General features: G+C 42.2%; 13 protein-coding genes. 8 read left to right on the top strand and 5 right to left on the bottom strand.

Features of this window, described 5'->3' with window-relative positions:
- Positions 1 to 94 precede the first annotated feature (94 nt).
- Together PQR79_RS07570 and PQR79_RS07565 are read right to left on the bottom strand one after the other, a co-directional pair.
- Positions 95 to 811, bottom strand: coding sequence for an oxidative stress defense protein (locus PQR79_RS07570; protein ID WP_238106737.1), 717 nt, complete (start codon positions 809 to 811; stop codon positions 95 to 97).
- 144 nt (positions 812 to 955) lie between these two features.
- Positions 956 to 1,864 carry a LysR family transcriptional regulator gene (locus PQR79_RS07565; RefSeq protein WP_238106738.1) on the bottom strand — a complete coding sequence of 303 codons (909 nt, stop codon included), beginning with the start codon at positions 1,862 to 1,864 and terminating at the stop codon, positions 956 to 958.
- Positions 1,865 to 1,955: 91 nt separating this feature from the next.
- Between PQR79_RS07565 and PQR79_RS07560 the strand changes: the two genes are divergently transcribed.
- Together PQR79_RS07560 and PQR79_RS07555 are read left to right on the top strand one after the other, a co-directional pair.
- On the top strand, positions 1,956 to 2,765 hold the full coding sequence (locus tag PQR79_RS07560; RefSeq protein WP_238106739.1) for a class II aldolase/adducin family protein: 810 nt from the start codon (positions 1,956 to 1,958) through the stop codon (positions 2,763 to 2,765).
- A gap of 65 nt (positions 2,766 to 2,830) precedes the next feature.
- Positions 2,831 to 3,721: a bile acid:sodium symporter family protein gene (locus PQR79_RS07555; protein WP_238106740.1), complete on the top strand. Its 891-nt coding sequence runs from the start codon at positions 2,831 to 2,833 to the stop codon at positions 3,719 to 3,721.
- A 77-nt stretch (positions 3,722 to 3,798) separates the two neighbouring features.
- On the opposite strand, the gene PQR79_RS07550 is transcribed toward PQR79_RS07555, so the two are convergent.
- On the bottom strand, positions 3,799 to 4,764 hold the full coding sequence (locus tag PQR79_RS07550) for a 2-dehydropantoate 2-reductase (protein ID WP_238106741.1): 966 nt from the start codon (positions 4,762 to 4,764) through the stop codon (positions 3,799 to 3,801).
- A gap of 458 nt (positions 4,765 to 5,222) precedes the next feature.
- Here PQR79_RS07550 and PQR79_RS07545 point away from each other — a divergent pair, with 458 nt between their 5' ends.
- Positions 5,223 to 6,212 (top strand): sensor domain-containing diguanylate cyclase, encoded by a 990-nt coding sequence (locus PQR79_RS07545; RefSeq protein WP_238106742.1) that lies wholly within the window; start codon positions 5,223 to 5,225, stop codon positions 6,210 to 6,212.
- A 111-nt stretch (positions 6,213 to 6,323) separates the two neighbouring features.
- On the opposite strand, the gene PQR79_RS07540 is transcribed toward PQR79_RS07545, so the two are convergent.
- Positions 6,324 to 6,770, bottom strand: coding sequence for a MarR family winged helix-turn-helix transcriptional regulator (locus PQR79_RS07540; RefSeq protein WP_238106743.1), 447 nt, complete (start codon positions 6,768 to 6,770; stop codon positions 6,324 to 6,326).
- Between the two features lie 312 nt (positions 6,771 to 7,082).
- Here PQR79_RS07540 and PQR79_RS07535 point away from each other — a divergent pair, with 312 nt between their 5' ends.
- From PQR79_RS07535 to PQR79_RS07525, 3 genes are all read left to right on the top strand, one after another.
- Complete coding sequence (locus tag PQR79_RS07535) at positions 7,083 to 7,760, top strand: type 1 glutamine amidotransferase domain-containing protein (RefSeq protein ID WP_238106744.1); 678 nt, start codon at positions 7,083 to 7,085, stop codon at positions 7,758 to 7,760.
- Positions 7,761 to 7,854: 94 nt separating this feature from the next.
- The gene (locus PQR79_RS07530; protein WP_238106745.1) at positions 7,855 to 8,469 is read left to right on the top strand and encodes a glutathione S-transferase family protein; all 615 of its coding nucleotides are present in this window, start codon (positions 7,855 to 7,857) and stop codon (positions 8,467 to 8,469) included.
- 185 nt (positions 8,470 to 8,654) lie between these two features.
- Complete coding sequence (locus PQR79_RS07525; protein ID WP_238106746.1) at positions 8,655 to 9,260, top strand: hypothetical protein; 606 nt, start codon at positions 8,655 to 8,657, stop codon at positions 9,258 to 9,260.
- On the opposite strand, the gene PQR79_RS07520 is transcribed toward PQR79_RS07525, so the two are convergent.
- Positions 9,250 to 10,083, bottom strand: a complete 834-nt coding sequence (locus tag PQR79_RS07520) for a TIGR03899 family protein (protein ID WP_238106747.1) — start codon at positions 10,081 to 10,083, stop codon at positions 9,250 to 9,252. The genes PQR79_RS07525 and PQR79_RS07520 overlap by 11 nt on opposite strands.
- Positions 10,084 to 10,528: 445 nt before the next feature.
- Here PQR79_RS07520 and PQR79_RS07515 point away from each other — a divergent pair, with 445 nt between their 5' ends.
- Together PQR79_RS07515 and PQR79_RS07510 are read left to right on the top strand one after the other, a co-directional pair.
- The gene (locus tag PQR79_RS07515) at positions 10,529 to 11,926 is read left to right on the top strand and encodes a porin family protein (RefSeq protein ID WP_238106748.1); all 1,398 of its coding nucleotides are present in this window, start codon (positions 10,529 to 10,531) and stop codon (positions 11,924 to 11,926) included.
- 50 nt (positions 11,927 to 11,976) lie between these two features.
- Positions 11,977 to 13,128: an imelysin family protein gene (locus tag PQR79_RS07510; protein ID WP_238106749.1), complete on the top strand. Its 1,152-nt coding sequence runs from the start codon at positions 11,977 to 11,979 to the stop codon at positions 13,126 to 13,128.
- Positions 13,129 to 13,214: the final 86 nt, after the last annotated feature.

Genomic DNA, 13,214 nt, shown 5'->3' with positions numbered 1-13,214 from the left:
GACAGCAAGATGGTTGATTTATGCTGTTCTAACTCCCACAGACAGAGCTAACGGGGTCGCCCCATTAGGCTCAGTTTGTGAGGGAAGCTTTAGGTTACTTAAGCCTAAATATTGCTTCAACTCTGTCGCTTACAGTCACTTGGCCTTGTTGATAAGTTTGCGCCACGTCGGCATTCATTTTCATGCTGGCGCGGTACATTTCGGGTTGATGAGATTGAGTTGGAAAATATCTCACCTGCCATACCCCAGCCACTTGCTCACCAAACCCCTTGGCCAATGACTCTGCTTTTTGTTTAGCATCTTTGATTGCAGCCTGGCGTGCTTGAGCCATCATATCGGCTTCTTTACTCGACTTTAGCTCGATGTTATTCACTTGATTAAGTCCATCAACTAAGGCGCTGTCTAGCAGTTCGTTGAGCATACTTAGGTCCATTACGGTCACTGTGATTTGTCGATTAGCACTGTAACCCGTTAAGATTTTTGGTTCATTTTGCACATATCGATATTGTGGATTGAGTTGAAGATTGGCAGTTTGAATGTGCTGTTTATCAATACCCGCCTCAAGTAAACGTTGTCTAAACTGGCTAACCGCTTCGTCGGCTTCATCTTTGGCCGACTTTGCATTGGCCGCTTCAATTGATACCTCAACGCTAATAATCGCCATGTCGGCTTTTGCTTCAATGGTACTGGTGCCTACCGTTTCAATGTGGGCGAAATTTAACTCTGCTGCTTGTATTGTCGCTATATTGCTGGTGGCAGTTAACGCGAATAACGTGCTTGAAATGAGGCTGTTAAGTAATATTTTATTCATTGTTCACTCCGCTAGTGGTGCGTTTTGGGTAAAACACCCTGTTGATCTGTGTAAACGCGGCAAAACCTAAAAAGGGTTTTATTTTTTTTAATTAATTAGGGCGTGTTTATCTTTGCTTAATTTATCAACAAAGATAAACACGCCCTAGTCAAACAATTGCGCTGAAATCGTTAACAGTTTTTGTCTTATCCATTGGTTAACCGGATCGTCATCGGCTTGTTTGTGCCAGTACATGTGCACAGCCAAATCGGGTACCTCAAAGGGTAAGGGCGATACCACAATAGGCATGGATTGTTGCAACAGCATGGCGTAACTGCTTGGCATGGTCATGATCATGTCTGACTGGCTCACCACATTAATGGCGGCAAAGTAGTGTTCGCAGCGCAGGGCAATGTTACGGGTAATGCCCTGGGTTGCGAGCGCCATGTCGACGGTGTCGATGGTAAAGTCTTTTAAGCTGACTAACGCATGTGATGCGTTGGCGTAATTATTTAAGGTGAGTTGCTGCAATATTGGGTGATGTTGGCGACATACCAGTGAAAACGATTCGTGGCAAATTAAGCTACTGCGAATGTCTTTGTGGGTTGGCATAAGTACATCAATCACTATGTCTAAGGTTTGTTGAGCCAGTGATGGCTCAAGCTCTGTGCGTTTAATTTGACGACTATTTAAGGTCAGATTTGGCGTGTTGTTGAGTAAATCGGGAACCAAAACAGGGAAAAACATCGACTCTAAAATATCGCGTAATCCGAGTTTTATTTCTCGTTTATGTTGTTGAATATCAAATTTGGCTGGGGTTGTGAGGGTGTGCCCAAGTAAATCCATTGCTTGCAATACATCGGGGATGATTTTTTGGCATAAAGGCGTTGGCACCATTTTGCGACCATGGCGAACAAATAATGGGTCGTTAAACTTGGTGCGTAAACGAGCAATAGCGTGACTTACTGCAGGCTGCGTTAAGTGCAATTTACTGGCTGCAGCGGTGATGCCGCCTTGTTGATAGACCGTTGCCATAATGAGAAATAAGTTAAGGTCTATTTTACTATGCAGCATATTAATAGTTATCTATGAGTTAGTATCATTTGAATTAATTTTAGGCTTGGTTAAATTAAAGTCAAACTAAACTAATAAAAGCAGACTCAACATGACGACATCACAAGAAGCATTACAAATTAAAAAAATGACTATCGGTACCGACAAATACCCGATGCCATTACCGCCTAAATTTGACACTCCCCAGCAGCAACAACAATATGAAAAACAACGTTTAGCCGCTGCATTTAGAGTGTTTGCCCATTACCGGTTTGACGAAGGCTTAGCAGGGCACATTACCCTTCGAGATTGTATTGACCCAGACACCTTTTGGGTTAATCCATTGGCGGTGCATTTTTCACAAATCAGAGCGTCAGATTTGGTCCGTGTTGATCATAAAGGCAACATTATGGAGGGTAAGCACCCCATTAATAATGCCGCATTCGCGATTCATTCTCGTATTCATCATGCTCGCCCAGATGTGAATGCTGTTGCCCATGCGCACACCACCTACGGCCGGGCTTTTTCGGCATTAGGCGAGTTACTGAAACCGATTTCACAAGATGCCTGCATGTTTTACGAAAACCATAGCGTATTTGACACCTTTACCGGTGTCGTGGCTGATTTGTCTGAAGGCGATATGATTGCCGAGGCACTGCAAGGCCATGCTGCAGTTATTTTACAAAATCATGGATTACTCACGGTTGGTAAATCCGTTGATGCAGCAACCGCGAATTTTGTCATGTTAGACAGTTGTTGTCATAGTCAGTTATTGGCTCAAGCGGCTGGAGACCTTAAACTCATTGGCCATGATATTGCCACCAAAACCCGCCAAATGAATGGCTCAGATCTCGTGACCTGGGGCAATTTTCAACCTATGTATCAAGTGGTACTGGCACAAGATAACAGCTTTTTAGATTAATGCTGCTCAAGCTGCTAACACGACTCTCGCTAAGCCGTTTGGCTTAGACGAGCAAGGATGCATCTATGACAGGTTCGATTATTACCGAAATTTTGCTGCCGCTTGCGCTTGCCTTTATTATGTTTGGTATGGGGTTAAGCTTAACCCGCTTTGATTTTTTACGCCTTTGGCAAACACCTGCACCGATTGTTACTGGGTTTGTTGGGCAAATTATTGCACTGCCTTTACTCGCGCTGGGTATTTGTTTAGCCATGGGGTTATCGACACCTATGGCGATAGGTTTGATGATTTTAGCTGCATGCCCAGGGGGGACAACCTCTAATGTCGTGAGCCATTTAGCTAAAGCCAATTTAGCCTTGTCGGTTAGCCTTACCGCCATCAGCAGTATCGTATGTGTGTTGACAGCCCCTTTTGTGATTCAATTTGCCGTTGGCTATTTTGCCAATGGTGCTCCCATTGATGTGTCGTTAACCAGCATCTCATTAGGCTTGTTAGTGATAACGCTGCTACCCATTGTGTTTGGTATGCTTGTGCGCAGTTATTACCGTGAGTGGGCCATTAAGGTTGAAGTGTATTTTAGGCGTTTTGCGGTCGTGTTTTTGTTATTGATGATAACCGGGGTGATCATTCAAGAGCATGCCATTATTGTTGATGCTTTTAACGAAGTGTTTATTGCCTGTTTATTACTAAACTTTGGTGCCATGTTAATTGGCGTGGTGAGTGCTAAATTATTCTCTCTAACCCACAAAGATGGCTTAACACTGGCCATTGAGATTGGTTTGCAAAACTCAACCATGGCGATGCTCATTTGCATTAGTTTATTGCAAATGCCCAGCTATGCTGTGGTTGCTGGCGTGTACAGTTTAACCATGTATTTGGGGGCCGGGCTGCTTATCGCGTATGCCAGTTATGTTAATAAACAACATATAGCCAATCACAATAGCGCATCAACGTAGCGCATCAACGAACGATATTTTTAGTGCTTGATCTAAGGTTGTTGCATTGCGCGTCATGCGCCATGTTGCAACTAAGGTTAACGTGACTGTTCTAGTTGATGGATGCTGGTCACTATGGCGCTATTCACTGGGGTTTTTATACCGTATTTTTCACCTAATCGAACGACTGCCCCGTTAATATATTCAATTTCTGTTTTGCGTTTAGCTTGAATATCTTCCCACATAGATGAGCGGGCTTGCGGGTCAATGTCGAGCATCTGTTTAGCCAGCAGGTTAAATAGCATATTGGGTAACGATAAAATAACCGGTAGCCATTTGGGCTTCACTTTAGTGTATTGATGTAATTCTATGTTAGCGGCTTGGCATACGTTGAGCCATTCGGTCATTGCCGCAGCTAATTGACGACGACAATCACGTTGACTCAGTTGTTGTTTTATGGGTAATCCAGTAATAGCATTTAATGCATTGTTAAGGTTTAACAATAATTTACCGTATATTGCAGGGGCCATGTTTTGATATAGATTACACCCAAAATCTTGTGCAAGCATGGCAATTTGAATCACCTTGGTGTGTTCATTTTTTTGCAAAGTGAACACACCCTCGGTCCCTTTATGAAAACGGCCATGGGGTTGCTGCAACACATTAAAAGGCGTAATGCCTTGAAGCAAATGACAGTGACTCAGTGTATCTGTGATGGTATCGAAACTGCCTAAGCCATTTTGCATAAAAATAATGCTGCTGTTGCTGTGAGTGATAGCAATTAATGTATTAGCAATACTACTGACTTGATGACATTTTAAGGTGACAAAGACCACATCAAAAGTGTCATAAGCTGTTGGCGCTTGTTCAATGTCGGTGATCAGCGCTTGTGGCATAACCGTTTGTAAAAAACCTTGGTAATCACTTAAAGTAATGCCGTTGTTTTCGATAAGGGTTTGCTTTATTGCTGGGCGGCAAATCAGGCTCACATTTAAGCCAGAAAGGCACAATTGCCCAGCAAGATAACACCCGGTAGAGCCCGCACCAAAAATGGCAATTCTCATTAGGTCACCTCTTTGTATTATGACAGATGCACATACTCATTTATTATCAGTTGTAACATATCAGCCTTTTTGTCAGTGTAGAACTTTTGACATTCGGATAATCATAAAAATGAAAAATCATTACATTATTGCACTGCCAACAAGCCCACTTAAGCATATTGATGCACTATTAAATGTGCCTTTTGTGATGAAGGCTGGAGTTATCTATAAACGCTGATGATATTTTGTGGCAGTAACCTTGGTGGATTAGCTACCTGACTGCCAGAATTTATGTTTTTAATCGCAGTATATATTTAAACGCCAAAACAATTATTTGTTTGATTTTTAGCATTAAATTTTTCATAATTGTAAACACTGTTTATGCGGTACCAAACACTATAAAGTCTTTGCAGCATTAGGTTGATATTACAGGCTGCACAGTGGAGACACAGGATGTGGATTTTAGCTAAGGATTGCTTATGCCGATTAATAATATCGCACTGTTAGTGGTGGTGTTATTGTGCTTTGTTGCTGTACTGCTGGTGCTTAATTTAAAAGAGCATCGCCAAGTACAAGCCAAAAACCAACAGTTAAATTCCTACGAACAAATCCTCAATCAAGCTGGCGCATATATCTATGTTAAAGATATTCATTGTCGCTATGTGTATGCCAATCAACTGACCTTAGACTTTTTTGGCGTCACCCAAGAGCAGCTTAAAGGCACGACAGATACTCACTATTTTCCTAAAGCCGTAGCCAAATTACTGCTTCAAAACGACCGGAAAGTTTTAGCGCTTCAGCTTAAAATTGCTGATGATATTATGGTTGAGGGCGATCAAGACGGTAGTTGTCATGTTTTTCATGAAGTTAAGCAGCCTTTGTTTGATGATAAAGGTAAATTATCAGGTCTAATCGGTGTGTCTACCGAGATTACCGATGAATATAATTTACGCTCAGAGCTAGAACAACTTGCTAATACAGACCCTCTGACCGGTCTGTATAATCGTCGATCTTTCAATGCATTTAGTGAACATGAATATGCTCGGGCTATGCGTTATTTTGAGCCCTTATCGTTGATGATTATTGATATCGATTTATTTAAAGGTGTCAACGACACCTATGGGCATCTTATTGGCGATGAAGTGATAAAGCGGGTCGCATTGGTGTGTGCTCAGCACATACGTGAATCCGATGTGTTAGCGCGGATTGGCGGCGAAGAATTTGCGATTCTATTACCTGGGACAGACACTGACTCGGCTTATAAATTAGCAGAGCGCTTAAGAGCATCGCAGCAAACGTATCGGTTTCCTGGCCAACATGAAGCCAACGACTTACCTGAAGTGACCATTAGTATTGGGGTATCGACTTTATCAGTAAAAGATAAATCCTTCGCACAAATGCTTTCCAGGGCAGATAAAGCACTGTACTCATCAAAAAATGTCGGCAGAAACAGCGTGCATGTTGCATAGCGCTCACAGATTTGTATTGTGATGAACTTAATATTTGTCAATTTAGATTGCGCGCAATTAATTATTGTTGTTACTATAAGTGCATGGACCTAGTTCAGTAAGCGCTGCTGATTAGAAATCAATGTGATCAACGAGTTTGGCCTTAAATTTATCGAGTAACAATTTGAGTTGATCCATCTCGTCAACACTGACACCGCATTGTTCAACAATACTGTTATGTATCAATTGTGCTTGTGGTTGTTTCTCTCGGCCCAAATCAGTGAGTTGTAAACACAGCATGCGTTCATCATTAGGCTTGCGGACACGTTTTAATAAGCCGTCAGACTCTAAGCGTTTAATCACTGGTGTGAGCGCTCCTGATTGCTGACCTAGTTGCGTGGCGACACTTTTTAAACTTAAGCCGTCTTGCTCCCACAAAATGAGCATGACCAAGTATTGGGTGTAAGTTAGCCCAATAGACTCAAGTAATGGCTTATAGAGTTGAATAATTGCTAGCGAAGTAGAGTAAACCGCAAAGCAAAACTGATTATTAAGTCGAATAGGTGGGTGTTCATTCATAATTTGGCGCTCAGCGATTCTAAATGGTTTTTTGATCAACCTAAGTAATGTTTTCGTACAACATGGCTTTATTGGCAGATAACAGGCACAAGTAGTGTACTTGTATATACCACTAAAGGCCATGCTGTTTTTATGTACAACTCGACATAGGGTTTTCATTGTTATTGAGTGGATTTAAGCAAGGTATACGCACTGCTATAGTCACTTTCGATTCTATTTTTGCGCTAATCACAATCAACTACATATTTAACAATGACAGTGAATAATAACAGTAACTGCTAGCCCAATATTGACCAAAATAAAGGACACAAAATGAAAGTATTAATGGTTTTAACTTCGCACGATGAACTTGGCGACACAGGGCATAAAACTGGTTTTTGGTTAGAAGAGCTTGCAGCACCATACTATGCGTTTATTGATAAAGGTGTTGAGATTGTCTTATCTTCACCAAAAGGTGGTTTGCCACCATTAGATCCAACAAGCGACAAAGAAGATTTTCAAACAGACTCTACTCGCCGTTTTACAGCAGACCAGCAAGCTCAGGCGTTGTTAGCCAATACCCACAAACTTGCTTCAATTAACGTTGCTGATTTTGATGCTGTGTTTTATCCCGGTGGCCATGGGCCTTTATGGGACTTAACGAACGACAAAGATTCAATTGCACTGATAGAAGCGTGTTACAACATGGCTAAGCCATTAGGTTTAGTGTGTCATGCACCAGGTGTGCTTAAGTATCCTAAAAAAGCTGATGGTTCAGCGTTAGTTGCAGGTAAAAATGTAACAGGTTTTACTAATGGCGAAGAAGCCGCCGTGCAATTAACAAATGTGGTACCGTTTTTAGTGGAAGATATGCTGCAAGAAAATGGCGCAACTTATACCAAAGCGGATGATTGGCACCCATATGCCGTTGTTGATGGCAAACTGGTTACTGGGCAAAACCCCGCGTCTTCAGAGTTAGTCGCTGAAAAAATGTTAGCGCTGCTTAGCTAATCCAAACTTGCTCGAGTAGCAGGTTAACCTCTACATCAATCAGTCCAGTGACATGTCATTGGGCTGATTTTATTGCTCAAAGGAAGGATGGCAAATGATTAAATTACACCATTTAAATAAATCACGATCAAAACGCATTATTTGGTTACTAGAAGAACTCGGCGTGGAGTATGAGTTAGTTGCTTATCAACGCGATGCGACAACCTTTTTAGCCCCAGAGTCGCTCAAAAAAATCCACCCTTTAGGTAAATCACCTGTGCTTGAGGCTGACGGTTTTACTATTGCAGAGTCTGGTGCGATTACACAATACCTTATTGAAACCTATGGCGCAGATAAATTGATGCCAGCCAAAGGCAGTGCCGATTATGTTGATTACCTTCAGTGGATGCACTTTGCTGAGAGTTCTGCAGCATTGCCATTATTATTGAAAATATTTGTCAAAATGGAAGCTGCTGACACTCGCTTTATTGGACGTTACGCTGATGCAGAAACCGCAAAAGTCGTCAGCTACGTTAATGAGCGATTAGCAGGGAAACATTATTTAGTGGGTGATAGTTTGACCGGTGCTGATATTATGATGTCATTTATCGCTGAGCTTGTTGGCCAAAACGGTGAGTTTGAAAAGTACCCCAATATTGCCAAGTATTACCAACAATTGCTAACTCATGATGCCTTTAAAAAAGCATTACAAATTGAAGCGGATAATTAACCGACCGTTTATGTCGCACATTCGGCCAACACAAAGGTGGACATGGTCCACCTTTTTTCTGCTCAAAATTTAAACAATCCATTTACACAGTAAAATCGGGTAAATTCGTTGGCTAAAATTTGTTCTATCTAATACTAAGGTGTTAGTATTAGATAGTTTAGTCATAATTTGGTTTAAGGTGATGTATGTCTACTTTATCTAGAGAAGAGTTAGCCTACTTTAGCGATGTGTTTTCGCCAGAGTCTTCTGGTGATTCTGAAGATAATGTATTTTCAAAACATTCGCTGAGCGTAGCCACTGAAATTCCACAAGTGTTATCACACATATTGGGTAACGCTAAACTCACCCTATTGGCAGAAATAAGCTATTACCGCTTATGGTTTCCGCTGCAAATTAAACAAGATGAATTTGGCCAATTTACGCCGGAGCTTGGCACGCCAGAAGTGCTTGATATGCGAGGCGGGGAGCGCAGTTGGCGTATAGATAATGTAAAAGATTTGCGAGTGATAGACAGTGAAACATCGAAGCTTGTTGAAGTGTTGTCATTATCCAGTTCAGGTATCACCATCAGAGTACCAAAAGAGCTCGACACTCAATCATCAAGACACACACGACTTATTTTACCTAATGGTACCCAGGTCGACATGGAGTTTGAACCTGTTCGCACTGAAAACGGTGTGATGGCGGCTAAAATCAGTGCCGAGGGCGAAAACAGGCAGATGCTAAGGCAGTTTTTGTTCAACCAACACAAAGCGAAGTTTTCCCATCTTTATGAAGACATTAATCGTTAACATTAAAATCTTTCGCTAATATCACTTTTATGGCACCGATAAAATCGTGGTCATTTTTGGCGTGAATTAACTGACACAACTCATCCCCCACCGTAGTAAAACGATAATAGGTAAATAATAAATGTTGCCCTTTAGGCGTTAAGCTCATATTGGCATGGCACAAGGTTAATTTAATCTCTTCATTACGGTTTAATAAGCCGGTTTCAAATTCGCTTTTATGTAAAATTCCCGCATCGACTAGCGTTAAAATATTTGAATAAGGCAACCCAAACTGCGACAAGCCAAAGTTAGTTTGGTTGTGTTTACGAAAATATTGAGTCAGCCCGCCATTTAGCCGATAACCACTTAATAGCTTAAACCTAGGTTCAGTGTTTATTTTTACCGACATGCCCAACGCTTTTTCAAATATCTGTGCTTCGCGCAAGGTTAATTGCTTTAACACTGCTAACGTGCGCAGGCTAAAGTTGCCAGGATTGACGATTTCGCTTGCTAAAATCCGCGCCCACAAATCTTGCATTTTACGATTGTGTATTTGTTCTGCCATTTGAAAAAACTGATAACGCCAGTCTGGGTCTAACTCAACGCCAGTCACATCTGAGGGAGTATAGTTAAGGGCGAGGGCAAAAATACTCTCAAGATTACTTTGATGCTGGCTAAGTTGTTTACGCAGACGATGCTCAGCACGCTCTGCGATAGATGCCGATGATGGACGGTATTCATCTTCGCTTGCTAAACCAATAACACGCCCGAGTAACAGCGCTTTTTTACGTGCAGACACTTGCGTATTGTCATCCGGTAGATCTATTAGGTCTATATCAGCCATATCCATCCAAAATAAATTTAACGTATTAATGTAAAGCAAAAAAATAATGGGGCTTAGTCGGCGCTGTCGTTAATATTTTGCTTTTTTTTTTGAGCCGAAAAATCAAATAAACGCCAATTTTTGTTTGATTATCATCAACGACACATCAATACGATTTTACGCCTAAATATAGGCTCAACTATGCCTTAGATTTATCTCATTTCCAAATAAAAACGTTGTTAATTAATGGCGATAATCCACTCTTGTACAGCGCTAAGATAGCGCACTCAATCGAGGTTTCAGCGTGTGACTAAACAATGTAACAAGCCGCAATACTGAGTGCATGCCAATCTTTACAAAGTAAATAGAAATGTAAATTGTAATGCGAATTGTTATCAATACGTGTATTGTTGTGTGCAGTTTTTTGGGAATTGTTAACGCATTGTGCGTTTTGTTGGAGAGAGAAATGAACCTAAAGTTAACCTTGCTGACGGTCTCTGTCGCGAGTGCGTTCAGTCTAATGACTCAAGCGCAGGCAGCCACCGATCCAGAGACGTTAGCCAAAGCCATTGCCAAGCAAGAAGCTGAAATTGCTTTGCTTAAACAACAATTGGCAACACTTGCAACAGAGCAAAAACAGCAACAGCAAAATAATACCGACGTTGCCAAACAAGTTGAACAAGTATCGCACCATGTTGCTAAAGCAGATGACCGCTTTAGCCGCTTTAGCTTTACATCCTATGGTACTGCCAATTACACCAGCGATGAATATTTCGATAACGTGCAAGATACAACCGGTGAGCGACGTCACCGCACCGATCTTGAACGTATTGTGACTGAATTTGGCTATCAATTTACTGACCATTGGAGCATGGAAGTTGAAATCGAATACGAACATGGTGGCACAGGATCAGCATTAGAATATGACGGTTTTGACGAATTTGGCGAGTTTGAGTCTGAGGTCGAAGCTGGCGGTGAAGTGCTTGTTGAAAAGGCTGAGATCCGTTACCGCCCCAGCCAAGCGTTTGGTGTTAAGTTTGGTAATATCCACTTGCCAATGGGTTTGACTAGTATTTTACACAAACCTAATCAATATCTTACGGTGCAGCGCCATAAAAGCGAAGCGGCGATGATGCCGGCCGTCTGGAATGAAAATGGTATTGGGATCTACGGTGAAATTGCCGACTTTCATTACCAAGCTCAGGTGGTCAGTGGGTTAAATTCTGAATACTTCCGCACGTATGATTGGGTCGCTTCTGGCCACCAAAAACGCTTTGAACATGTCAACACTGATGATTTAGCCTTTGCGGGCCGTCTTGATTACGGCAATTTTAAAACGGGTAGTGCCGTTGGGGTAGCGTATTACTTTGGTAATACCAGTGGTAATAGGCATAAAAGTAACAAGCTAGATGTCGATGGTGCACTGCGCATTGTGTCTGTTGCAGGTGCTTTTGTTGAAGGTCCATGGATACTGCGTGGCCAATACCTTTATGGCACGTTAGATAACGCCGATGCCATTACGCAAGCCAATAAAACAACCCCTGGTTTACGCCCGGGCAACTTTGCGCAACTAGGGTCAGAGTCGCAATCATTCTTTGTCGAAGCCGGAGTCAAACTCGACGAATGGTTTGATTTGCCTATGACCGTTTTTGCCAATATTGATTATTCCAACCCGCTTATGGATGTCGAAACAGGCACCGCAACCAAGCGTTATGAAAATACCTGGAGCAGTGTGGGTATTAACTACTTCCCAATCCCAGAAATTGTGATTAAAGCCGAAGGGGGGCTGCATCAAGTCGCCGTGGCGAGTATTCCAGACACCGAATTTTTTGCGTTAGGTGTTGGGTACCAATTTTCACTTTAAGTCAGTTTATTTAACGAGTACGACCTAAATTTATTAAATGGAGTTTTATTATGCGTTTTAACTACACCGTAATCTCATTAGCATTAGTGGCAACATTATCTGCGTGTGGTGGTTCAGGTTCTGATTCTGGTGACACAGAAACCCCAACGATTGGTTTTAGTTTTGCCGCAACAGAGATGATCACCAACATTACCGATGACATTATTGTGGCCGGATATGCTGACTTAGCCGCCCAAGGCGATGCATTACTTTTAGCAACACAAACATTATTAACTTCAACTTCGCAGGCTGATTTAGTCGCCGCGCAAAATGCTTGGAAAGCCGCAAGACAACCTTGGGAGCAAGGCGAGGCGCATATTTTTGGCCCGGTAGATTCGTTAAGTATCGATCCGCACTTAGACAGCTGGCCGCTCAATACCACAGACTTGCAAACTCAGCTGGCCAATAGCGAAGGTTTTGATGCCGAAACCATCAAGGGGTGGAACGACGACGTGCAAGGTTTCCATACTATGGAGTACCTATTATTTGGCGACGGTGTGAATAGCAATACTAAACAAATTGCAGACTTAACCACCAAAGAGCGTGAGTATCTTATTGCCCTTGCAGAAGTGTTTCGTGACTACGCAGTACAGCTTGATGACGCATGGCAAGTAAGCTACAACCCGCAAGACACCAATGCATTACCTTATAGCGAGTTACTTAAAACGCCAGGTGATGCCAACAATGCGATTTATTCATCTGAGCTTGCGGTGATTGAAGAATTAATTAACGGCATGATTGGCATTGTAGATGAGGTTGGTAACGGTAAAATTGCCGATCCATTTGGCGAGTCGCTAGCCACTGCCGACACGTCTAAAGTGGAGTCTCAATATTCTTGGAACTCGTTAACCGACTTTGCAGACAACATTATTGGTGTGCGTAATGTGTATCAAGGTGAGTTTACAGGCTCGGCCGATAAAACCGGGCTGATTGATTTTGTTGCTGCTGCCGATGCGCAGTTATCTGCCCGAGTGGCGAGTGAAATTGACGATGCCATTACTAAAATCCAGGCTATTTCTGGCACCACTGACATGCCATTTCGCCAAGCTATTTTGGATGACGCGGGGCGCGAGCGGGTACAAACTGCCGTTGATGCCTTAACGACATTACAAACCTCTTTAGAGTCAGACGTACTTCCGCTGTTATCTGAGTGGAATTCATAGTCTGTCTTTGTTTGGCCTATATCACTTTGGTGTAGGCCAAACATCACCGCCAACGCTTAACAAAAAAACACAATTAGAGTAAGCGT

It is taken from the genome of Shewanella metallivivens (assembly GCF_028750675.1).
Classification (GTDB): Bacteria; Pseudomonadota; Gammaproteobacteria; order Enterobacterales; family Shewanellaceae; genus Shewanella; species Shewanella metallivivens.
The sequence above is the reverse complement of the archived record's forward strand: the minus strand, read 5'-3'. Positions and strand labels throughout refer to the sequence as shown.